The following is a 21,762-nucleotide window of genomic DNA, read 5'->3' on the forward strand; positions in this document are numbered from 1 at the left end:
CATGAAAGTCTATCAGGACATCAATTTGTTGCCCGATGCCGAAATCGGCCTGCATTTTTTATGGGAAAAAGTCTATCAACAGGTGCATCTGGCGTTAGTGGAAATGCAGGACGCCGACGGCAAAGTGCCGATCGGCATCGCGCTACCGGCGTACGATGCGGAAAATCGCCGGTTGGGCCATAAGCTGCGGCTGTTGGCCGAAACGGAACGCCAGCTCGAACAGTGCAATGTACGGGAATGGCTAAGCCGTCTCAGCGATTATGTCCACTTGACTCAAATCCGCGCCATTCCCGATCGCGTTCGAACCCATGCCTATTACCGGCGCATCCAGTCGAAAAGCAGTAGCGCCAGACTGGCGAGACTGGCAAGGCGCAAAGCCGAACGGGAAAACATCGGTATCGAACTGGCGATTGCAACGTTCGAAAACTGCGTGGAGCAGCGCATCGAGGCGCCTTTCGTATGGATGAAAAGCCAAAGTAGCGGGGAAAGATTCCGTTTGTTTATTGAGTATGTGGAAACCGGTGAACCGACGAAAGGCGGTTTTAGCACCTATGGATTGAGCCATTCAAGCAGCGTTCCCGTTTTTTGACCAATGCCGGAAATAGCTTTTTAAAAATACAGAAAAATCAATTAGTTGTCTTAGATGGGTTTTTCGTTGGTAAAAACGGAAAATTCCGTCCAAGGTATTGTTATGCTTATCTAAATTGAAGTCGATCCACAGTTCACTGCCGTACAGGTAGCTTAGAAAAAAGAAGTGATCGACGACTTGAGCGGCATCTTGTTCACTGCCGTACAGGTAGCTTAGAAATCGCGATAGGTCAATCGCCGGGCGCTATCCAGGTTCACTGCCGTACAGGTAGCTTAGAAATGATGAAAGTCAAGGCCGTCAGAGACGGGTTTGTTCACTGCCGTACAGGTAGCTTAGAAAAGGATAATTGGTCCTGAACCACGTTACGAACAGTTCACTGCCGTACAGGTAGCTTAGAAATTTACGACAAATTTATGTCGGTCAACCGCTGTGTTCACTGCCGTACAGGTAGCTTAGAAAGCGGTATCCGCTCGCACGGCCGCCGCCGCGGGGTTCACTGCCGTACAGGTAGCTTAGAAATGCAGACGCTGAGCAACTGGCACAAGGATAAGGTTCACTGCCGTACAGGTAGCTTAGAAAAAGCGACATGCGCAGAGAGCGGCTGCCCTACAGTTCACTGCCGTACAGGTAGCTTAGAAAGATAAGCTGATCGACGTCTTCACCGGCCCCGCCGTTCACTGCCGTACAGGTAGCTTAGAAAGCCCCAAGTGAGGCGTCATATATGCCGATAATGTTCACTGCCGTACAGGTAGCTTAGAAAATCATTGACTGTCCATGATTCGCCGTCTATGTGTTCACTGCCGTACAGGTAGCTTAGAAAAGCTGCAAAAGGCTGCACGAAATCTACCGGACGTTCACTGCCGTACAGGTAGCTTAGAAAATGCACGGGTTCAATGCGCCGATTAAGCAAGAGTTCACTGCCGTACAGGTAGCTTAGAAATCTCTGCGCGCGAAGCCGCGTCACTAGTCAATGGTTCACTGCCGTACAGGTAGCTTAGAAAAATAAAAAAACCAAGGAGCTCAAGGAATTGGTGTTCACTGCCGTACAGGTAGCTTAGAAAGGAAAAATGAGCGCCGAAGAATGGGCAAGGCGGTTCACTGCCGTACAGGTAGCTTAGAAATTACCTTTAACCGGCTGCCGACGTTCGTGCGCGTTCACTGCCGTACAGGTAGCTTAGAAAGATACCTCTATTTTCATCTCTACGCTCATGATGTTCACTGCCGTACAGGTAGCTTAGAAATGCTGGAACAGCTCTTTCGCGTCGGTCAGGATGTTCACTGCCGTACAGGTAGCTTAGAAAATCACGCCGAGGCAGCGTTTAACTGCCCGGTAGTTCACTGCCGTACAGGTAGCTTAGAAAAGCACTTTGTCCGCGCTTTGCGTCACCGATTTGTTCACTGCCGTACAGGTAGCTTAGAAAGACAAATCGATCGGCATCGAACTTATGCAAACGTTCACTGCCGTACAGGTAGCTTAGAAAATTGCTCCATAGTGGCTAAGTATTTTTCGCCCGTTCACTGCCGTACAGGTAGCTTAGAAAAAACATTGTGAATAATTTGGGCGAGGCTGTCAGTTCACTGCCGTACAGGTAGCTTAGAAAGTGGAGAAAGTCGCGCTCGACACGAAAGCGCCGTTCACTGCCGTACAGGTAGCTTAGAAAAGTTTCCCGCTGCCGGCGTTCATCATCACGCAGTTCACTGCCGTACAGGTAGCTTAGAAAAGACACCGGGCTTCGTTTTTTCTAATGTTCCAGTTCACTGCCGTACAGGTAGCTTAGAAATAAGCTGGATTTCCTGCCCTGCCGCCGACTTGGTTCACTGCCGTACAGGTAGCTTAGAAATAATTTTATCAAGTGAATCCCATGAATGTATTGTTCACTGCCGTACAGGTAGCTTAGAAATATACCGCCCCTGACCAAAACGGGATCTTGAAGTTCACTGCCGTACAGGTAGCTTAGAAACGCCCAAGGTGGCAATATCGAAACTGGTTAATGTTCACTGCCGTACAGGTAGCTTAGAAAATCATCGCCAATCAAAACCGCTGACCGCAATTGTTCACTGCCGTACAGGTAGCTTAGAAATCGGCTGCTGGCTCCGTCCAACTTCCGCTATCGTTCACTGCCGTACAGGTAGCTTAGAAATTGCTGGAGCGGAATCGGCAGCGCGATCTGATGTTCACTGCCGTACAGGTAGCTTAGAAAAGGAAGCCGCTGTGCAAATGGGCGATATGGTGGTTCACTGCCGTACAGGTAGCTTAGAAAATATTATTACAGGCTGAGATGGCGATGAATAGGTTCACTGCCGTACAGGTAGCTTAGAAATTTAACGAAACAACCGGAGAGCACAAATGAAAGTTCACTGCCGTACAGGTAGCTTAGAAATGCCCCGCTCGATCGGGGATGGCGTGCGCGATGTTCACTGCCGTACAGGTAGCTTAGAAAATTGTCATCCCTAATTTTATCAAGTGAATCCCGTTCACTGCCGTACAGGTAGCTTAGAAAAACGGCTACGCGCCGGTACGCTGCAGGGTGTAGTTCACTGCCGTACAGGTAGCTTAGAAAAGCCGAGCCCATCAATGCCGGCAGCGCATTTAGTTCACTGCCGTACAGGTAGCTTAGAAATCACGATCCACCAACAGCCCGCCGTCCGGTAGGTTCACTGCCGTACAGGTAGCTTAGAAATCAACCGTCCATTTGTGGATGGGGCGATAAATGTTCACTGCCGTACAGGTAGCTTAGAAATGCCGAACCGGGTTTCTGACGCTGGATTACGTGTTCACTGCCGTACAGGTAGCTTAGAAAAATGTCCTGCCGAACCGGGTTTCTGACGCTGGGTTCACTGCCGTACAGGTAGCTTAGAAAATTCCATGACGCCGCGCATTCGCGCATAGACCGTTCACTGCCGTACAGGTAGCTTAGAAATCGGACCCTTACCAGCAAGGGCTGATTACTCGGTTCACTGCCGTACAGGTAGCTTAGAAACAACCGTTGGCGGCAAGGCAGGCGCAATCAAAGTTCACTGCCGTACAGGTAGCTTAGAAATTGGCAGCGCATTGGCGATTGTGCCGCTGACGGTTCACTGCCGTACAGGTAGCTTAGAAATAAACCCTGTCCTACCATGTCCGGGGCCCGTGGTTCACTGCCGTACAGGTAGCTTAGAAATGATCTGGGTATGCGTCGTTTGTTAATTTTATGTTCACTGCCGTACAGGTAGCTTAGAAAATAATGGCGGTCGGCGTCATGTCGCCAGGCGCGTTCACTGCCGTACAGGTAGCTTAGAAATGGTCTTGCACGTCCATGACGCGTGAACCTTGGTTCACTGCCGTACAGGTAGCTTAGAAATGAGGTTTCATGCGTGATTCTGGCGCGACCTAGTTCACTGCCGTACAGGTAGCTTAGAAAATCGGCTTCGGATTCGGCGTAGGCCAATGCAAGTTCACTGCCGTACAGGTAGCTTAGAAATTATCCTGCGCCAATGGGATCTCCTGACCAGTGTTCACTGCCGTACAGGTAGCTTAGAAAAGCAAATATTCTCAGTTTGCAGTCTAAAAATTGTTCACTGCCGTACAGGTAGCTTAGAAATATACCGGTCATCAATTCGGCATCATCGACCAGTTCACTGCCGTACAGGTAGCTTAGAAATGGAATCGAGCAAAGCCGTTGCCAACGTCAACGTTCACTGCCGTACAGGTAGCTTAGAAATACTGCCTAGTCCACGATCTCCCCCTCTCCGAGTTCACTGCCGTACAGGTAGCTTAGAAAAAGCCCATGAGCAGGCAATACAACCGCCATCTGTTCACTGCCGTACAGGTAGCTTAGAAATCCGGACTGTCGCGCCTTTCGTGGCTGGCGCAGTTCACTGCCGTACAGGTAGCTTAGAAAGGTGACTTCAAAACCGAAACGCAGATCGGTATGTTCACTGCCGTACAGGTAGCTTAGAAAATGCCCTGCTTTTCTTTTTCTGAGATCAATAAGTTCACTGCCGTACAGGTAGCTTAGAAATGAGCGGACAATGCGTTGCAGCGGTGCTGTCAGTTCACTGCCGTACAGGTAGCTTAGAAATTCACGAGCGCTTCCATCAGTACAGGGGGAACGTTCACTGCCGTACAGGTAGCTTAGAAAAGAAGGCCTATCACGAGAAAAGGAAGCGTAGAGTTCACTGCCGTACAGGTAGCTTAGAAATGAGCGGACAATGCGTTGCAGCGGTGCTGTCAGTTCACTGCCGTACAGGTAGCTTAGAAATTCACGAGCGCTTCCATCAGTACAGGGGGAACGTTCACTGCCGTACAGGTAGCTTAGAAACATGTCCTGAAGCGACCGAGAGGCGTCCCGCGGTTCACTGCCGTACAGGTAGCTTAGAAATTCACGCAAACCGTGGTGCAGACCTTCAGCAAGTTCACTGCCGTACAGGTAGCTTAGAAAGACAGCGATCGTTGTCGCGTTGGCAATGGCCGGTTCACTGCCGTACAGGTAGCTTAGAAACCTATCGAGCCGGGGTTGATGTGGTCGCTGCAGTTCACTGCCGTACAGGTAGCTTAGAAATGCTCGATGCGGTTTTGCAGCCCTTTCAGGCCGTTCACTGCCGTACAGGTAGCTTAGAAATTGTTGATCTGCGCAATCTCGCTGTTGTAGCGGTTCACTGCCGTACAGGTAGCTTAGAAAAGTTACGAGACGTGGCTTACGTTCATCAGCGGGTTCACTGCCGTACAGGTAGCTTAGAAAAGCAGCGTTGGGGAGTGTTCACCGCGAGCGAAGTTCACTGCCGTACAGGTAGCTTAGAAAATGCACCACGCCGCCATCATGATGGGCGAGTTGTTCACTGCCGTACAGGTAGCTTAGAAACGTTCGTAATCACGCAGTTGACCGGGGTCGCAGTTCACTGCCGTACAGGTAGCTTAGAAACTGAAAACTTCGATGCCGAGCTGGGCCGAAAAGTTCACTGCCGTACAGGTAGCTTAGAAAAAGGCTGAGGAACTGCTCGAACGCGATACCCGGTTCACTGCCGTACAGGTAGCTTAGAAAGTCGGCATCAGCATCAACGCCACCCACGGCGCGTTCACTGCCGTACAGGTAGCTTAGAAATGATGCTGGCCGGAGACATAGACCTGATCGTAGTTCACTGCCGTACAGGTAGCTTAGAAATGACTGCCGCGCCCTTTTTTCTGTTTGATGACGTTCACTGCCGTACAGGTAGCTTAGAAACGGGGCGAACGACATTGAAAAATCCATCATCGGTTCACTGCCGTACAGGCGGCTTAATTTCGTTTGCAGCCAGGCGTTTCAATCTGCGGACGAGAATCGCCGCTATGCGGTTGTGGATCGGCCGCACATGGCTTTGACCTTAAAAGAAGGTCTCTACTCGCTGTTGTCGCTAGGCTTGTCTTCGTCGTCGGCTTGATTATCCAGCGAGCCCATCTTGGTAAAAAACACCAGAGATAAAATAACCGCCAGCGCCATTACAATCTCGAAAACCATTCTCAACATTGCCGCCACCTTTGAGTCAGGGATACTTCGGATTCTGATCCGGAATACAAAGGATTGCAAGATATCTTGGAGAGCGAGATAAACGCTGTTAGTGACGTCAAGCCCTATGAAGAATGGGCTCGAACGATTTTCCCGGCGTCAGGACGCCGAAAGCGACATGAATGGCTTGCGCATCAATTGGAAAATGCAATCCATCGCTAGTGGCAATGCCGTTAAGGAGGCTCTGATGAGCTGCAAAGCTAGCTTTGCAACTCATCGAACCGATTGACAAAGCCGGCTTTGTCACGCCATGAAGCGGCCCGATTCCGGCTTATCTTAACGGTATTGCCATCAAGGCGAGAAGCGATTGCGCTGTCTTCGGCTGACCTTCATGATGACCGGCAGCGTATCAAGACCTATGCCTCCGCCAGTGCCTCGAATCCGTCCAGGTCGCTGATGGCGCATGCGGCGCGCCGGATCATTTCGAGGTTGGCGTTTTCTTCCATCATGCCGCCGATCGCCAGGGTGGCGACCATCGCCTCGAAAGGGTAGGAAAGATGTGCGCGGTAGCGCTGCCAGAGTAGGTCCGGCGTAGTTTCGGCGGCCTTGTGCGCAGCCAGCGTCTGCCGGTATAAATCCAGCAGCGGACGCTCGTGCGCTTGCCGCAGTTCGGGCTCCAGCGCCGTCGCTAGAAAATAGGCAATATCGGCGACGCCTTCGCCGATCCGGACCAGTTGCCAGTCGAGGAATCCCGGTTGCGAGTCGCTCCAGAAAAAGTTGCCGGGATGGCAGTCGCGATGGATCAGCGTTTGGGTGCCGCCGTTCAGGAACTGCATGATCCGCCGGCGGTGGCGCGCGTAATGGAGCGCGGCCCGGTGCAAACGGGCGGGTACGGCTCCTGCGGCTTTTTCCAGACCCAACTGCATCAATGGCACTGCCATCAACGTGCCCAGCGTGTCTTCCAGACGGCGGATAGGGCCGCCCAGCCAGCGGTAGTTCCGATCGTGGTGAATGCCCCAAAAGGCGGCATGAAAGCGGGCCAGCTGCTCGACGACGGCGGCGGCCTGAGGCAGCGTCAAGGCTTCGCCGGCCCGGCCGGGCAGAGCCCCGCTTTCGGCGATGTCGGACAATACCAGCGTGGCCCCTTTGCCGAATCGGCTCTGCGCGGCCAAGAGCGCAGGTCTGGCCAGCGGAACCGCATGGGCGATGTCGCGGTAAAACCGGGTTTCGACGTGCAAAAGCCGGGGCAGGGCGGTGATCAGCCGGGCCCGCCAGGCCAGCGAGGGAATTTTGACAAACCAGCGGCGAGGCAGCGATTCCGGACCGTCGTGGTCGACCGCCAGGCGTACGCGGGTCGTCGTGCCGACATCGGCGGAAATGAGTTCGATGTTTTTGACGCGGGTTTCAAGGCAGTGGCGTTTGACAATCCGTTGCGCCCAGGTAACCGTAAAGTCGTGAAGGCGGTTCACCATGATGTCTGAATGATGATCGGCAATGGCGTATTGCATGAGGTCTTGGGGCTTTATGGGTTTTGGAAGCGTTGTTTTTCAATAGGAAAAGGCCTAAATTCCGTACCGCCGGATCGTTCCGCGGGAAGGGCATCGGCTGGTTTTTACATTATTGTAAGTAGGAATTAAGCAAAAGCAAAGCGGCGGCTGCGCCACGGCTACCGCGTTCCCGGGTTGGCGCGTAAGTATGTTTTTATCTTAATATCAACAGTTTGGGGTGTATTTTGACTGGCTGACTCCTTTCCGGTTTTCCGGAATACCTTTGCGGAACAATAAGGCCTGCCCATCCTCAAAATGTTCCGCCCGATGAGTGGCCGCGCTGTGAAAGTCGGGTCATACACGGCTTGGTTCTGTTATAATGCGAGGTTTATTCGGGCGCGGTTCGGCACGCTCCAAAGTCATTGGACGATCATTCCTGATTTATCCCGCCTTCCGTTCAGTTTCATTGACAGACTAGAAAACGCAGTGGATTTAAAACATATCAGAAACTTCTCGATCATCGCGCACATCGATCACGGCAAGTCGACGCTGGCGGACCGTTTCATTCAGATCTGCGGCGGGCTCAGCGATCGGGAAATGTCCGCGCAGGTGCTCGACTCGATGGACATCGAAAGAGAACGCGGGATCACGATCAAGGCGCAGAGCGTCACGCTGGACTACAAGGCGAAGGACGGCGAAACTTACCAGCTGAATTTCATCGATACGCCGGGCCATGTCGATTTCTCCTACGAGGTTTCGCGTTCGCTGGCCGCCTGCGAGGGCGCACTGCTGGTCGTGGACGCGGCGCAGGGCGTCGAGGCCCAGAGCGTGGCGAACTGCTATACCGCGATCGAGCAGGGCCTGGAGGTGATGCCGGTCCTGAACAAGATCGACCTGCCTTCGGCCGAGCCGGAGCGGGTCATCGCCGAGATCGAGGATGTGATCGGGATTCCGGCCGACGACGCCTTGAAGATCAGCGCGAAGACCGGGCTTGGCGTGCAGGATGTGCTGGAGCAACTGGTCACCAAAATCCCGCCGCCCACCGGCAATGCCGAAGGGCCGCTGCAGGCTTTGATCATCGATTCCTGGTTCGACAGCTACCTTGGCGTGGTATCGCTGGTTCGTATCGTGCACGGCAGCATCCGCCGCAAACAGAAGATTACGATCATGTCGACCGGCAAGTCGTTTCTGGTCGAAAAGGTCGGCGTATTCACGCCGAAGCGGCTGGAAAAGGAACTCCTCGATACCGGCGAGGTCGGTTTCGTGGTGGCCGGTATCAAGGACATTTTCGGCGCGCCGGTCGGCGATACGATCACCTGGACCGACAATCCGGCCGCCGAGCAGTTGACCGGCTTCCAGAAGGTGCAGCCGCGCGTGTTTGCGGGGCTCTATCCGGTCAGCTCGGACGACTACGAGGAACTGCGCGAAGCGTTGAAAAAGCTGAATCTGAACGATGCGGCGCTGCAGTTCGAGCCGGAAACCTCGCAGGCGCTCGGTTTCGGTTTCCGCTGCGGTTTTTTGGGCATGCTGCACATGGAAATCGTGCAGGAGCGGCTCGAACGCGAATACGACGTCGATCTGATCACGACCGCGCCGACCGTGGTCTATGAAGTCGTGACGCACGGCGGCGAAGTCGTGATGGTCGACAACCCGGCCAAATTGCCCGAAGCGGGTTTGATCGAAGAAATCCGCGAGCCGATCATCCGCGCCAATATTTTCGTGCCGCAGGACTACCTGGGCAGCGTCATCAATCTGTGCATCGAAAAACGCGGCGTGCAGAAAGACATGCAGTTCGTGGGCAGGCAGGTATCGATCCATTACGAAATGCCGCTCAGCGAGGTGGTGCTCGATTTCTTCGACCGGCTCAAATCGGTCAGCCGCGGCTTCGCCTCGTTCGATTACGAATTTCTGCGCTTCCAGGAAGCGCCCCTGGTCAAGCTCGACGTGCTGATCAACGGCGACAAGGTCGATGCGCTATCGGTGATCGTGCACCGCGACCAAAGCCAGAGCCGCGGCCGCGACTTGGTCGAAAAAATGAAAGATCTGATTCCGAAGCAGATGTACGAAGTTGCGATCCAGGCCGCGATCGGCGCGAAGATCATCGCTCGTTCGACGGTCAAGGCAATGCGCAAGAACGTGACCGCGAAATGCTACGGCGGTGACATCACCCGCAAGAAAAAACTGCTCGAAAAGCAAAAGGCCGGCAAGAAACGGATGAAGCAGGTCGGTAATATCGAAATACCCCAGGAGGCTTTCCTGGCGGTCCTGCAACTGAACAAGGAATGAGCGGTCCCACCATTTTTTAATCATTACTCGACTGGATAGCGATGGACTACGATTTTTCGTTTTTTCTGCTCGTGGCGACGGTGGTCACGGGCGTCATCTGGGGCGGCTACGCCGCCTATTTAAAGAGCAAAGGCCAACCTTACGATGCGGAAAACGAACCCTGGCTGGTCGAATATGCGCATTCCTTTTTCCCGGTCGTGCTGATCGTGTTTCTGCTGCGTTCCTTCATTGCCGAACCGTTCCGGATTCCGTCCGCTTCGATGATGCCGACCTTGCTGATCGGCGATTTCATTCTGGTGAACAAGTTCACGTACGGGATTCGCCTGCCGGTGATCAATAAAAAAGTGGTCGATTTGAACGAACCCCAGCGCGGCGATATCGTGGTGTTCCGCTTTCCGAAAGACCCGACGGTCGATTACATCAAGCGCGTGATCGGTTTGCCGGGAGACAGGATCGGCTATTTCAACAAAACGCTTTTCGTGAACGATATGCCGGTGGCCCAGAAACCTATCGGCACTTATGAAGGCTTTGGGCAGGGTCAGGATATGAGTGGAGCGGTCGAGCTGAACGAGGATTTGACCGGCGTCGAGCATAAAATCCTGGTCCGCCAGGAAGCTCCCTCCGTGGAAGGGGTATTCGTGGTGCCGCCGGGCCATTATTTTGTGATGGGAGACAACCGCGACAACAGCAACGACAGCCGTTACTGGGGCATGGTGCCCGAGCAGAATCTGGTCGGCAAGGCGTTTTTCATCTGGATGAGCTGGGATTGGCAGCATAAAGGCGTCGGTTTCGACCGCATTGGCACGGCGTTAAAATAAACTAGACTTAATGGATTCGTTCATTATCGATCCGGAGCCGTCATGCAAACATTGCCGAAACATCAGCGGGGGCTTACGTTTATTTCGTTGTGCGTTCTGCTCTTTATTTTCGGGTTTTTCGTCTTTCTGATTTTGAAGATCGGGCCGATTTATCTGAATCACAACAAGGTCGCCGGCGTCCTGTCCGCGTTGAAGAAAGACCCCGCATTTCCTAACATGAGCGAATCGGAAATCCGGCGTAGCCTCAGTAACCGTTTCAATATCGGTTATGTCGACTTCATTGACTCGGGGGACATTAAGATCAGCAAAAGCAGCAACTCTGTGAAGGTCGAGATCGAATATGAGGTCGTCGAGCCGATGGCCTACAATCTCAGCGTATTGGTCGAATTTCACGACATGATAGAAGCCGGCGGGGACAGCAACGTGTGATCAGGGATCCGAAGATTTTATCCCGTAACCTGGGATTGACATTCAATAATCCCGAGCTCTTTTCGACCGCGCTGACCCACCGCAGCGCCGGCGCGAAAAATAACGAACGCCTGGAATTTTTGGGCGATTCGATTCTGGGGTTCGTCATTGCGGAGATTTTGTACGAGAAATTTTCCGAGGCGCCCGAAGGCGTGCTGAGCCGGCTTCGGGCCAATCTGGTCAATCAGGCTTCACTGGCCGAGCTGGCGCGCGCGCACCGCTTCGGCGATTATCTGCTGCTGGGATCCGGCGAATTGAAAAGCGGCGGCTTCCGGCGCGAGTCGATTCTGTCCGATGCGCTGGAAGCGGTGATCGGCGCCTTGTTCCTCGACCAGGGCATCGAAGCCTGCAAGCAATGGATCAGACATTTGTTTCAGGAAAAACTGCAGGCCCTGACGCTGGACAATTGGCAGAAAGATCCGAAGACGCAACTGCAGGAACTGATGCAGTCCAAAAGAGTGGAACTACCCGAATATACGCTGCTGACCATGTCCGGTTTGCCGCATCAGCAAACTTTTAAGGTCAGATGCACGATTCCGTTGCTCAAGGATGCCAGTATCGGTACCGGGGTGTCGAGAAAACGGGCGGAACAGGCGGCAGCCGAAAAAATGCTGCAATTGCTGGAGAATAAAGGTCAATGAAATGCGGTTTCGCAGCCCTGATCGGGCGCCCGAATGTCGGCAAGTCGACATTGATGAATCATCTGCTGAAACAAAAGATCAGCATTACCTCGCGCAAGCCGCAAACGACCCGGCACCGGATCGTCGGGATCAATACGACCGAGGCCGGACAGGTCGTTTATCTCGACACGCCCGGCATGCACCAAAGCGACAAGCGTGCCTTGAACCGCTATCTGAACCGGGCCGCCGATACCGCTCTGCTCGGTGTCGACGTGGTGGTCTGGCTGATCGACGGCCTGTCTTTTCATGAGTATGACGAGGTAATTTTCAAAAAACTCGAGCTGGCAGGTTTGCCGGTCATTTTGGCCGTCAACAAGGTCGACCGGATCAAGGACAAGGAGCAGATTCTGGCGTTTTTCGCCGAGGCGCAGCATCGTTTTCCGTTCAAGCATCTGGTGCCGATTTCGGCACTTAAAAACACCCATCTCGACGCGCTCGAAAAAGCGATCTTCGAATTGCTGCCCGAAGGCGGGCTGATCTATCCCGAAGACCAGATTACCGACCGTCCCGAGCGCTTTTTGTGCGCCGAAATCATCCGCGAAAAACTGACGCGCCGGCTCGGCGACGAGTTGCCGTACGCGTTGACCGTCGAAATCGAGCTGTTTCAGGAACAGCCCGGCATCACCAAGATTTATGCGGTGATCTGGGTCGAACGATCGGCGCAGAAAACGATCGTGATCGGCAAGGATGGCGAGATGCTGAAAAAAGTCGGCACCGATGCACGGTTGGATATCGAAAAGCTGCTCGATCGGAAGGTCTATCTGCAACTGTGGGTGAAGGTCAAAAAGGGCTGGTCCGACAACGAGCGCGCCTTGCAGGGCCTCGGCTTTAATGACTGAAAACCGGGTCTTCCTGCAGCCTGCCTATATCCTCCAGCAGCGGGACTATCGCGAATCCAGCCTGATCGTCGAAGCGTTTACCCAGGATTTCGGACGTCTTTCGCTGCTGGCGAAAGGCGTCCGGAAGGCCAGATCGAAATCGCAGGGCCTCTTGCAGCCCTTCATCCCGTTGCGGCTGAGCTATCTCGGCAAGGCGGAATTAAAGACCCTGACCGATGCCGAACTGGCGGAGCCGTTTCGGCCGTTGACCGGGTTGGCGTTGTACTGCGGTTTCTACCTGAACGAATTGATCGAAGCTTTTTTGCACAAGGACGATCCGCACCCCGAATTGTTTGCCGATTATTGCCAATGTCTGACCGATTTGCGGCAGGGCGGCTCGCTCGAAGCGGTGCTGCGAAACTTCGAACTCAATTTGATCGAGAAGGCGGGTTACGGATTGCAGCTTGCGTATGACATGCAGCACGGTAAGCCGGTCGAACCGTCGAAATGCTATCACCTCGGCGCCGAGCTGAGTCCGGTCGAAGCTGCCGAGGGCATTTATACCGGAAAAAGCTTGCTGGCGATTCAGGCCCGGAATTTCAGCGATCCGGCTGTGCTGGCCGCGGCGAAAGCCTTGCTGAGGCAGGTACTGGACCAGTTGCTGCACGGGAAACCGCTGAACAGCCGCAAGGTTCTCAACGAAATCATCAAACGTTTGTAAACTCATGGACAGCAGAGAAATTTTATTAGGCGTCAATATCGATCATGTGGCTACCGTCCGGCAGGCGCGCGGTACCGTGTACCCGGAGCCCGTCCAGGCGGCCCTGGCGGCCGAGCAGGCCGGTGCGGACAGCATCACCGCGCATCTGCGCGAAGATCGCCGGCACATTCAGGATCGCGACCTGTTTTTATTGAAGGAGATGATCCAGACCCGGCTGAACATGGAGATGGCGGTGACCGAAGAAATGGTCGGCATCGCGGAAAAACTCAAGCCGGCCGCCTGCTGCCTGGTGCCGGAAAAGCGTGAGGAGTTGACGACCGAAGGCGGATTGGACGTGGCCGGGAATCTGCTTCACATCGCCTCGGCCTGTGCTAGGCTGGCGGCCGTCGGAGTGGAGGTATCCCTGTTCATCGATCCGGAAGCGGCGCAGATCGAAGCTGCGGTCAAGGCCGGTGCGCCGGTTGTCGAACTGCATACCGGCCGCTATGCGGAAGCGCCGACTCCGGCCGCCCGCGCCCTGGAGCTGGAACGCATCCGGACAGCCGCGCGCCTGGCTGACCGCGCCGGCTTGCAGGTCAACGCAGGACATGGGCTGAATTACCATAATGTCCAGGCTATCTGCCGGATTCCCGAAATCGTCGAATTGAACATCGGGCACTCGATCGTTGCCCGGGCATTGTTCAGCGGCTTTGCGCAGGCGGTCGGGGATTTGAAACGGTTGATGGTGCAAAGCCGGTTATCCGGCCGTTAAAGCATCGTATGAAGCTGGTCCATCACCAATTGACTTCGCCGGGCGACCGGGAGATCAACCAGGACTGCATGGCTTACCGGATCGGCCACGACTTTGCCGTGTTTGTCGTCGCCGATGGTCTGGGCGGACATTATGCCGGGGAAAAAGCGTCGCGTTTCTTTTGCCACGGACTGATCAAGAATACCCAAGCCTTTGCGGATCTGATGTGCGGGAAACCGGCGGCCACGATGTCGCTATGGGTGGATGCGGCGATTGAAGAAATGCGGTATCTGTCGGCGAATGATCCGGAGGCTCTTCAGGCGCATACCACCTGCGCGATTCTTTATCTCGGCAAAGCGTGCGTGTTAACGGCGCATTGCGGCGATTCGCGGGTGTACCGGCTGAATTCGCAGGGGATCGTCTGGCGGACGCGGGATCATTCGGTTCTGCAGGGACTCCTGGAAGAAGGCAAAATCACCGAAGCCGAAATGGGCGGTCATCCGGAGCAGAATTGCCTGTTGCGCAGCATCAATATCGCGATGGGGTACGAAGTCGAGATCAATGTTTATCCGGCTCCGCAGGCGGGAGAAACCTTTGTTCTCTGCAGCGACGGATTTTGGGAAAATGTGAAAGCTCAGGAACTGGTTCAGCTGGCGCAACCCCAAACCGAACTGGATGACTTGGGAAAAATAGCCAGACTCTCGCTGTTGCGCGCAAGTGGCAAGAGCGACAATATTACCGTGCAGTGGGTCCGCTGTCTGGCGACGTGAAGGCGATTGCTGGTTCCGTTTGCTGAGAATTTGGTCGATCATTACTTCCCCGCCGAGTGCTCGCTTATCGTTAGCCCATCTTCTTGCCTAGCTTGAGTTGTCAGCCGCTGCTGTAGGGTAGGCTGTGCGTACCATTGGAGTGAAAAGGTACGCACAGCGTACCCTACATGCAAAATAAGGGGAGGGGGAAGGGCGTATTTGCCCCGTTGTCGCCGTCCGAGGTCGCGCAATGTGGATGAACGATCGGGCAGCCCTGTCTTAAGCCGGTTTGCGGATGGTTTATTTTAATAATGGGACGGAGGGCTTTCCCCCGGTACATTTCTACTGCGCGGCGAAGCCGTGCTTGCGCATCCGGTAAAGCAGCGTATCCCGGGAAAGACCCAGCAATCGTGCCGACTGGCTGCGGTTGCCATGAGTCCGATTCAGGGCCTGATAGATCAGGTCGGCTTCCAGTGTGTCCAATTGCACGCCGCCTTCGGGAAGCTTGAAGCCGGTTTCGAGATTGCGTTCTTCATCCACGCCGCGGGTAAATTCAAACGGCAGGTTCTCGGGTTCGATGGTTCTGCCCGCCAGCAAAATGCACAGCCGTTCGCACAAATTGCGCAATTCCCGGATGTTGCCCGGCCACGGATAAGCCTTCAGGATTTTGAGCGAATGCCGGCTGAATTTGGGGGCATCGATTGAATGCGTTTTCGAGAATACATTCAGGAAGTGGTTGATCAGCGGCCCGATGTCTTCGGATCGCTGGGCCAGGGAGGGCAGTTCCAGCGGCACCACATTCAGCCGGAAATACAAGTCTTGCCGGAATTCGCCGGCGGCGATTTGCTGGACGAGGTCGCTGTTGGTCGCGGCGATCACGCGCACGTTGACTTTATAGGGCTTGGTGTCGCCGACCGCGAGGCATTCGCCCGAATCCAGAAAGCGCAGCAGCTTTGCCTGGATCGAAACCGGCAACGAGTTGATTTCGTCCAGAAACAGGGTGCCGCCGTCGGCGGCCTGGAACAGGCCCTGCTGGTTCGCAATCGCGCCGGTGAAAGCGCCTTTCCTGTGGCCGAACAACTCGGATTCGATCAGGGTCTCGGGCAGTGCGGCGCAGTTCAGCGTAATGAACGGCTTGCGCGCGCGCGGACTGGCTTTTTGCAGGGCATTCGCCAATACTTCCTTGCCGGTGCCGGTTTCGCCCTTGATCAAGATTGTGACATCGGTCATGGCGGCGATGCCGGCGCTGCGCAACAACGATTCCAATGCGGGGGATTGACCAATGATCGAGCTAAAAGGGTTCATAAGTGGATCCTCTCAATGAATTGCGGAATGCGCCGTGTAAGCCATCGGATTCAGCCACGGCAGGGCGGCGAACAAAGCGAGCGCAATCATGATCAGGCCTGCAGCCTGCTTGAAATAGCGCCATCTGGATAACCGCACCAATGATCCTGTCATTATACCGATACCCATGACAGCCGGTAAAGTGCCGAGTCCGAAAAAAAACATCGTCAGCATGCTGTGCGGAATACTGCCGGCAGTGGCGGCCAAGGCCAGCGCCGCATAGACCAAGCCGCACGGCAACCAGCCCCAGACTATCCCGAACAGGAAGGCGTGCCAGCGGTTCTTGACCGGGATCAGTTTGCGTCCGTAAGGTTCGATCAGCTTCCACAACCGCAGGCCGGCTTTTTCGACATAGGCGAAACGCGGAAACCAGCCGGCAATATAAAGGCCGGAACCGGTCATGATCACCGCGGAAACGATTTGCAGCAGCCGGTAGCCCTGTATGCGCCCGACCGAATGCAAAATCAGCAGATCGATCATGCCGGCCAGGGCGCCGGCCAGTGCATAGCTCAGGATGCGCCCGGCATTGTAGTTGAAGACGTAGGGAAGCAGCGAGGATTTTCTGGCGCGGATTTCGGCGCTCAAGCTGAGCGTCAGCGTGCCGATAATCGATCCGCACATCCCGATGCAATGGACGCTGCTGAACAGCCCCATCAAAAACGCGACCGGATAGGATGTCGAAAAGGCGGGGTCAAGTACCATCGTTTCCCCGCATTAACGCACGGTCGGGCAAAGCATTTGCGAGCAACAGAAACACCGGCTCAACGGAATTGATCGCGAATCTGTCCCTGAATTTTTTCGGCCATCGCTTTCGGATCGGCGGCGTCGCGTATCGGCCGGCCCACCACGATATAATCGGCGCCGTTCCGGAAGGCGGTTTCGACGGTCGCCACCCGTTTTTGATCGTCTTCTTCGCGGTTATCGACCGGCCGTATTCCCGGCGTGACGACCAAGAGGCGCTGGCCCAGCTCCTCGCGCAGCATCGGCGCTTCGAGCCCGGACGAAACGACGCCGTCGCAGCCGTGCTGCAAGGCGCGCCGGGCGCGCGAAAGCACCAGTTCGCGCACGTCGCACTGGAAACCGAGGTCGTTCAGGTCGCCCCGGTCCAGGCTGGTCAAGGCGGTGACCGCCAAAACCTTCAGCGGACCCTTATCCTTGGCGGCCGCTTCCATGATCGCGTCGTTGCCGTGAATGGTCGCGAAATCGACGCCTTTGCTGCTCAACGCCTTGATCGCACGTCCGACCGTTGCGGGCACGTCGAAAAATTTCAGATCGACGAAGACTTTTTTATTGCGCTGTTTCAGCCATTCGATGAAGCCGAAATAATCGCCCGACATGAACAATTCCATCCCCACCTTGTAAAACACGACGCTGTCGCCGAGCCTTTCGACCAGGGCGCGTGCTTGTTCGAAGCCGGGCACATCCAGGGCCATGATCAGGCGTTCTTCGTTCGGGATGGGCTTTGTGGAAAGAAAGGAATCGTTCATCGGGCAGGGCAATCGGATTGAGTAGAATAAAAAACCGGAAAATTCGCCATATCATACCATGCACTCGAATAGAGTGAGATGTACGGGATGACTCACCGGCCGGCAAAAGCGCAAACGGTGCGGCGAGGGTGTTTCGGCCCTTACTTGACCAGATTCCATTTTCCGGTTGTTGGATCGAGGCAAGCCGTCCGCTTTTCGCGGATATTTTTGCCGTCCGGCAATATGACGGTTTCTTCGAGATTCTGGCATTTCTGCTGGGTTTGCGGGTTCAGGCTGAGCTGGCCGATCGGATTGATCGCAACTTGACTTCCGGTTTGCGGGTTCAGCCATTGCTGCGACTGGCCGATATTGCCCGTTTGCAATAATCCGCCCAATTGTTGGAGACGGAAGTTCTGGTCGACAGGCGCGAGCTGCGAGCCGATTTGTCCGTTGAGAACGCTGCCGGCCATGCCCTGAATAATGGCCGCGATGACTGTCCCCGAAATCGAGCCGAGCCCTGTCTGTGCACCGGTATTCGGATAGCCGCCGTACGAATATCCTTGATTGGGATAACCGGAGGTCGGGTAGCCCTGCGCAGGATAGCTGCCGGGGACTCCCCCCAGGCATCCCGTGATCAAAGCGGCAGAGGCGAGTGAGGTAATTTGTCCGAATCGATAAAGTTTATTCATAGTTAATTAAAGAAATTGTTGTGAAAAAATTGGCTGGGGATGATATTCGAAAAGCCTTTCCCGGTCCACTACGGACGACCCATATCATCGCAGTTTATTTTCATGGGCGAAAGCCGGCCTCAATCGTTTGAACGGCGCATATCGATCGGGCGTTATTATCTGGCTTCAAACTTAATGCTTCCTGAACCGCAGGATTGCTGGAGCCGTTAACGAGAATGGCTCCCCATGAGCTGGCCAGCCGTCTGGCTACCCCATGAAATCCGCACGGGTTACAGAAATTAACGGCTTTAATGATGTGTTTTATCGCAGCGCACATTCGGCCGTGTTTCAACAGGCGATTGATTCGTATCGGTAAATCTGCCGGCTACCGCAGCGGCGCTTTGCATGCCGTCGAGGTAGGCGGATAATTTTAATGAAATATTCAGCACGATATTTATAATATCGCGCCAAATTTGATTTGATTGGTTCATTAATAAGTCGATTATGAAAATCCTCATTCTCGGAGCGGGCGTAACCGGCTCGTCGGTCGCCGAGGCTTTGGCAAGCGAAGAAAACGATATCATGGTGATCGACTTCAAGCCCGAGCTCCTGGACGCCTTGAAGCAGCGCTTCGATATCGCGACGGTGAGCGGCAATGCGGCGCATCCGAGCGTACTCGAACAGGCCGGCGTGCATAATACCGACATGGTGATCGCGGTGACCGACAGCGACGAAACCAACATGCTGGCCTGCCTGATTATCAACGCGCTGTACAGTCGCCCGAAAACGATCGCCCGGGTGCGTGCGATCGATTACATGAAGAACCCGAATTTATTCAGCCCGGCCGGCATTCCGATCGACATCGTGATCAGCCCCGAGCAGATCGTGATGGAGTCGATCCGCAATTTGATCGAGTTTCCCGGCGTGCTGCACATTTCCGATTTCGCGGGAGGGCTGGTACGGCTGTTTTCGGTCAAAGTGGTGCCGAACGGCTTTCTGACCGGTAAAAAGATTCGTTCGTTCAAAGAGCATTTATCCGATGCCAAAATCCGGATTGTCGCGATCTTCCGGGACGGCAAGCCCCTGGTCGTGAACGGCGACGCGACGATCGAAACCGGCGACGAGATTTTCCTGGTCGCTCCGCGCGAGCAGGTCCGGCAGGTCCTGAAATCGTTGCGTAAACTGGAAGCGCCGTTGAAGCGGATCATCATTGCCGGCGGAGGGCATGTCGGCAAGCGGCTGGCGCTGGCGCTGCAGAACGACCATCAGGTCAAGATCATCGAACTCAATCCGAAACGCGCGAACAAGATCGCCAACGAGCTCGAAAAAACGGTCGTACTGAACGGCGATTGCGCCGACGAAGCTTTATTGATCGACGAATCGATCGGCAGTACCGACCTGTTTTGCGCGATTACTGAAAACGACGGAGTCAATATCATCTCGGCGTCGCTGGCGAAAAGCCTGGGTGCGCGCAAGACGATCTGCCTGCTCAATCATAAGTCCTATACGAAGCTGCTGGCCGATACCGATATCGACGTCGCGGTGCTGCCGAACCAGGAAACGCTGGGCAGCATTTTGAAGCACGTGCGCCGCGGCGACGTGGTGCAGGTGCGTTCATTGTGCGGCGGCAGCGCCGAAGCGATCGAGGCGATCGCGCATTACAGCGGCGACAGCGATCCGAACTCGGTAGTCGGACGGCGCGTGGACAGTATTCATTTTCCGTCCGGCATCGTGATGGGCGCCCTGATACGGAACGGCGAAGTCATTCCGATCCATCACGACGTGATCTTCGAGGAAGGCGATCATGTGGTGATGTTCGCGATGGACAAAAAACTGGTCAGCAATATCGAAAAAATCTTTCAGCCGTTGCATAAGGTCTGATAACACCGAAGCCATGGACGATTTTCGCGAGCTTTCGCTCGTGCCTACCCCTTTTGAAACTCTCCCTCCGGTTCTTCTCGATTTTTCGATGGGTTTAGAGGAATGGCCGAGGCTTCATACCGCACGGACAACCCCATGATTTTGACGATTTTCCATATTTTCGGTCTGGTCACAATGGGCTTCAGCGGCCTGATGGCGACCAGCCTGATGACGTCCTATTTTGCCGATGACGGCGCGACGCAGGCTTTTTTCCGGGGCACGGGCATTACTTTGCTGTCCGGTGCGGCGCTGTTTTTTCCGACGCTGCGCGTTCCCAAGAAAGTATCGCGGCAGACCGGGTTTTTACTGGTCGCGATTACCTGGTCCGCAACGCCCGTATTCTGTACCTTGCCGCTTCTGTATTATTTTCCCGGCATGAGTTTCATCGACGCCTATTTCGAAGTCGTCTCCGCCCTCACGACAACCGGTTCGAGCGTGATGAGCGGGCTCGATCAATTGCCGGTATCGATCAATCTTTGGCGCCATGAACTGAGCTGGATCGCGGGCCTGGGCATCATTATCTTCGCCGTCGCGATTTTACCGATATTGGGCATCGGCGGGATGCAGCTGTATATCGCCGAAACGCCGGGATCGGTCAAGGAATCGGATCTGCCCCCGCGCATTGCGCAGACCGCGAAAGCCTTGTGGATGGTGTATGCGGGCATTTCGGTCGTCTGCATCATCGCGTTGAAACTGGCCGGAATGAACTGGTTCGATGCGATTTGCCATGCCTTTTCCGCCATGAGTCTGGGCGGCATGTCCACGCATGATCAGAGCGTCGGTTATTTCAACTCGTTGCCGATCGAGATCGTGCTGACCGTGTTTCAGTTGATCGCGGCAGTCAACTTTGCGACTCATTTCATTGCGATACGGAAACTTTCGCTCAAGCCCTATGCGGTCGATATGGAGGCGCGGAGTTTCCTGGTGCTGATGCTCGGAAGTTGCGTCATGACGGCGACGATATTGTGGCAGGAAGGCAGTTATCCCGATTTTTGGATCGCTTTTCGCCATGCGACCTTTAATCTGGTCACGATTGCGACGACTTGCGGTTTCGCGACGCAGGATTTCAATCAGTGGCCGATTTTCGTGCCGATGTGGATGTTGTTTCTGAGCTGTATCTCGGCTTCCTCCGGTTCAACCGGCGGCGGCATCCGGATGATCCGGACGATCATTCTGTTGAAGCAGGCGCGCCTCGAATTGTTCAAATTCATTCATCCGCATGCGATACGGCCTTTAAAAATCGGCGAGCAGATCATCAAGAATTCGATCGTGACTTCGGTGACCGGCTTTATTTTCCTGTATTTCATGTGCATCGTGATCCTGGTGTTCACACTGCTGTTCAGCGGGATGGACTTCATCAGCGCCCTGTCCGCGGTGATTTCCAGTATCAACAACGCCGGTCCCGGCTTGAATCAGGTCGGGCCGGCTACCACTTATGCCAGTCTGACCGATTTCCAGACCGCGGTATGCACTTTTGCGATGCTGCTCGGACGGGTGCAGATTTTTTCGATCATCATTCTATTCTTGCCCGAATTCTGGAAAAAATAACCGCGGCT

Annotated in this window: 18 protein-coding genes and 1 CRISPR repeat array; of the genes, 11 read left to right on the top strand and 7 right to left on the bottom strand. The window is 54.7% G+C overall.

What is annotated here, in order from left to right; all coding sequences use genetic code 11:
• Position 1 precedes the first annotated feature (1 nt).
• Positions 2-589, top strand: a complete 588-nt coding sequence (gene cas6f / locus CC94_RS0114965; protein ID WP_031431429.1) for a type I-F CRISPR-associated endoribonuclease Cas6/Csy4 — start codon at positions 2-4, stop codon at positions 587-589.
• A 131-nt stretch (positions 590-720) separates the two neighbouring features.
• A CRISPR array of direct repeats spans positions 721-5,790; the repeat unit is 28 nt; unit sequence GTTCACTGCCGTACAGGTAGCTTAGAAA.
• 153 nt (positions 5,791-5,943) lie between these two features.
• Here the strand turns inward: cas6f and CC94_RS25090 are convergent.
• Together CC94_RS25090 and CC94_RS0114980 are read right to left on the bottom strand one after the other, a co-directional pair.
• On the bottom strand, positions 5,944-6,072 hold the full coding sequence (locus tag CC94_RS25090; RefSeq protein WP_005371085.1) for a hypothetical protein: 129 nt from the start codon (positions 6,070-6,072) through the stop codon (positions 5,944-5,946).
• A gap of 395 nt (positions 6,073-6,467) precedes the next feature.
• Complete coding sequence (locus CC94_RS0114980; RefSeq protein WP_031431431.1) at positions 6,468-7,559, bottom strand: phosphotransferase; 1,092 nt, start codon at positions 7,557-7,559, stop codon at positions 6,468-6,470.
• Between the two features lie 465 nt (positions 7,560-8,024).
• On the opposite strand from CC94_RS0114980, the gene lepA reads away from it, so the two are divergent.
• From lepA to CC94_RS0115020, 8 genes are read left to right on the top strand one after another with little or no spacing between them, the layout of a single operon-like run.
• Positions 8,025-9,824 (top strand): translation elongation factor 4, encoded by a 1,800-nt coding sequence (gene lepA / locus CC94_RS0114985; RefSeq protein WP_031431433.1) that lies wholly within the window; start codon positions 8,025-8,027, stop codon positions 9,822-9,824.
• A 41-nt stretch (positions 9,825-9,865) separates the two neighbouring features.
• Positions 9,866-10,642: a signal peptidase I gene (gene lepB, locus CC94_RS0114990; protein WP_005371090.1), complete on the top strand. Its 777-nt coding sequence runs from the start codon at positions 9,866-9,868 to the stop codon at positions 10,640-10,642.
• Between the two features lie 42 nt (positions 10,643-10,684).
• Positions 10,685-11,071 carry a DUF4845 domain-containing protein gene (locus CC94_RS0114995; RefSeq protein ID WP_031431434.1) on the top strand — a complete coding sequence of 129 codons (387 nt, stop codon included), beginning with the start codon at positions 10,685-10,687 and terminating at the stop codon, positions 11,069-11,071.
• Entirely contained in the window at positions 11,068-11,751 is a 684-nt protein-coding gene (rnc, locus tag CC94_RS0115000; protein WP_031431435.1) for a ribonuclease III, read from the top strand. Before CC94_RS0114995 ends, rnc begins: the two co-directional genes overlap by 4 nt.
• On the top strand, positions 11,748-12,629 hold the full coding sequence (gene era / locus CC94_RS0115005) for a GTPase Era (protein ID WP_031431437.1): 882 nt from the start codon (positions 11,748-11,750) through the stop codon (positions 12,627-12,629). Before rnc ends, era begins: the two co-directional genes overlap by 4 nt.
• Positions 12,622-13,329, top strand: a complete 708-nt coding sequence (gene recO / locus CC94_RS0115010; protein WP_031431439.1) for a DNA repair protein RecO — start codon at positions 12,622-12,624, stop codon at positions 13,327-13,329. The genes era and recO overlap by 8 nt, the downstream gene beginning before the upstream one ends.
• 4 nt (positions 13,330-13,333) lie before the next feature.
• A complete protein-coding gene (pdxJ, locus tag CC94_RS0115015; protein WP_031431440.1) occupies positions 13,334-14,080 on the top strand; it encodes a pyridoxine 5'-phosphate synthase in 747 nt (248 codons plus the stop codon).
• Between the two features lie 8 nt (positions 14,081-14,088).
• On the top strand, positions 14,089-14,829 hold the full coding sequence (locus CC94_RS0115020) for a PP2C family protein-serine/threonine phosphatase (RefSeq protein ID WP_031431441.1): 741 nt from the start codon (positions 14,089-14,091) through the stop codon (positions 14,827-14,829).
• Between the two features lie 321 nt (positions 14,830-15,150).
• Here CC94_RS0115020 and CC94_RS0115025 read toward each other — a convergent pair whose 3' ends face one another.
• The 5 genes from CC94_RS0115025 to CC94_RS0115045 form a co-directional block, all read right to left on the bottom strand.
• Positions 15,151-16,113 carry a sigma-54 interaction domain-containing protein gene (locus CC94_RS0115025; RefSeq protein ID WP_031431442.1) on the bottom strand — a complete coding sequence of 321 codons (963 nt, stop codon included), beginning with the start codon at positions 16,111-16,113 and terminating at the stop codon, positions 15,151-15,153.
• Positions 16,114-16,125: 12 nt separating this feature from the next.
• Positions 16,126-16,854 (bottom strand): sulfite exporter TauE/SafE family protein, encoded by a 729-nt coding sequence (locus CC94_RS0115030; protein ID WP_005371103.1) that lies wholly within the window; start codon positions 16,852-16,854, stop codon positions 16,126-16,128.
• A gap of 59 nt (positions 16,855-16,913) precedes the next feature.
• Positions 16,914-17,639: an orotidine-5'-phosphate decarboxylase gene (pyrF, locus tag CC94_RS0115035; protein WP_005371104.1), complete on the bottom strand. Its 726-nt coding sequence runs from the start codon at positions 17,637-17,639 to the stop codon at positions 16,914-16,916.
• A gap of 140 nt (positions 17,640-17,779) precedes the next feature.
• A complete protein-coding gene (locus CC94_RS0115040) occupies positions 17,780-18,307 on the bottom strand; it encodes a hypothetical protein (protein ID WP_005371108.1) in 528 nt (175 codons plus the stop codon).
• Positions 18,308-18,594: 287 nt separating this feature from the next.
• Positions 18,595-18,777, bottom strand: coding sequence for a hypothetical protein (locus CC94_RS0115045; protein ID WP_031431443.1), 183 nt, complete (start codon positions 18,775-18,777; stop codon positions 18,595-18,597).
• A 13-nt stretch (positions 18,778-18,790) separates the two neighbouring features.
• On the opposite strand from CC94_RS0115045, the gene trkA reads away from it, so the two are divergent.
• A complete protein-coding gene (gene trkA, locus CC94_RS0115050) occupies positions 18,791-20,167 on the top strand; it encodes a Trk system potassium transporter TrkA (protein ID WP_005371110.1) in 1,377 nt (458 codons plus the stop codon).
• A 135-nt stretch (positions 20,168-20,302) separates the two neighbouring features.
• Positions 20,303-21,754 (top strand): TrkH family potassium uptake protein, encoded by a 1,452-nt coding sequence (locus CC94_RS0115055; protein WP_031431444.1) that lies wholly within the window; start codon positions 20,303-20,305, stop codon positions 21,752-21,754.
• Positions 21,755-21,762 lie beyond the last annotated feature (8 nt).

The organism is Methylomicrobium agile (assembly GCF_000733855.1).
GTDB classification, from domain to species: Bacteria; Pseudomonadota; Gammaproteobacteria; order Methylococcales; family Methylomonadaceae; genus Methylomicrobium; species Methylomicrobium agile.

Excerpts from the sequence above, each read along its gene's own strand:
- CC94_RS0114980 (WP_031431431.1), bottom strand. The coding sequence starts at position 7,559 with ATGCAATACGCCATTGCCGATCATCATTCAGACATCATGGTGAACCGC.
- pdxJ (WP_031431440.1), top strand. The coding sequence starts at position 13,334 with ATGGACAGCAGAGAAATTTTATTAGGCGTCAATATCGATCATGTGGCT.
- recO (WP_031431439.1), top strand. The coding sequence starts at position 12,622 with ATGACTGAAAACCGGGTCTTCCTGCAGCCTGCCTATATCCTCCAGCAG.
- CC94_RS0115055 (WP_031431444.1), top strand. The coding sequence starts at position 20,303 with ATGATTTTGACGATTTTCCATATTTTCGGTCTGGTCACAATGGGCTTC.
- CC94_RS0115040 (WP_005371108.1), bottom strand. The coding sequence starts at position 18,307 with ATGAATAAACTTTATCGATTCGGACAAATTACCTCACTCGCCTCTGCC.
- lepB (WP_005371090.1), top strand. The coding sequence starts at position 9,866 with ATGGACTACGATTTTTCGTTTTTTCTGCTCGTGGCGACGGTGGTCACG.
- CC94_RS25090 (WP_005371085.1), bottom strand. The coding sequence starts at position 6,072 with ATGTTGAGAATGGTTTTCGAGATTGTAATGGCGCTGGCGGTTATTTTA.
- CC94_RS0114995 (WP_031431434.1), top strand. The coding sequence starts at position 10,685 with ATGCAAACATTGCCGAAACATCAGCGGGGGCTTACGTTTATTTCGTTG.
- CC94_RS0115025 (WP_031431442.1), bottom strand. The coding sequence starts at position 16,113 with ATGAACCCTTTTAGCTCGATCATTGGTCAATCCCCCGCATTGGAATCG.
- CC94_RS0115020 (WP_031431441.1), top strand. The coding sequence starts at position 14,089 with ATGAAGCTGGTCCATCACCAATTGACTTCGCCGGGCGACCGGGAGATC.
- trkA (WP_005371110.1), top strand. The coding sequence starts at position 18,791 with ATGAAAATCCTCATTCTCGGAGCGGGCGTAACCGGCTCGTCGGTCGCC.
- CC94_RS0115030 (WP_005371103.1), bottom strand. The coding sequence starts at position 16,854 with ATGGTACTTGACCCCGCCTTTTCGACATCCTATCCGGTCGCGTTTTTG.
- era (WP_031431437.1), top strand. The coding sequence starts at position 11,748 with ATGAAATGCGGTTTCGCAGCCCTGATCGGGCGCCCGAATGTCGGCAAG.
- cas6f (WP_031431429.1), top strand. The coding sequence starts at position 2 with ATGAAAGTCTATCAGGACATCAATTTGTTGCCCGATGCCGAAATCGGC.
- pyrF (WP_005371104.1), bottom strand. The coding sequence starts at position 17,639 with ATGAACGATTCCTTTCTTTCCACAAAGCCCATCCCGAACGAAGAACGC.
- CC94_RS0115045 (WP_031431443.1), bottom strand. The coding sequence starts at position 18,777 with ATGAACCAATCAAATCAAATTTGGCGCGATATTATAAATATCGTGCTG.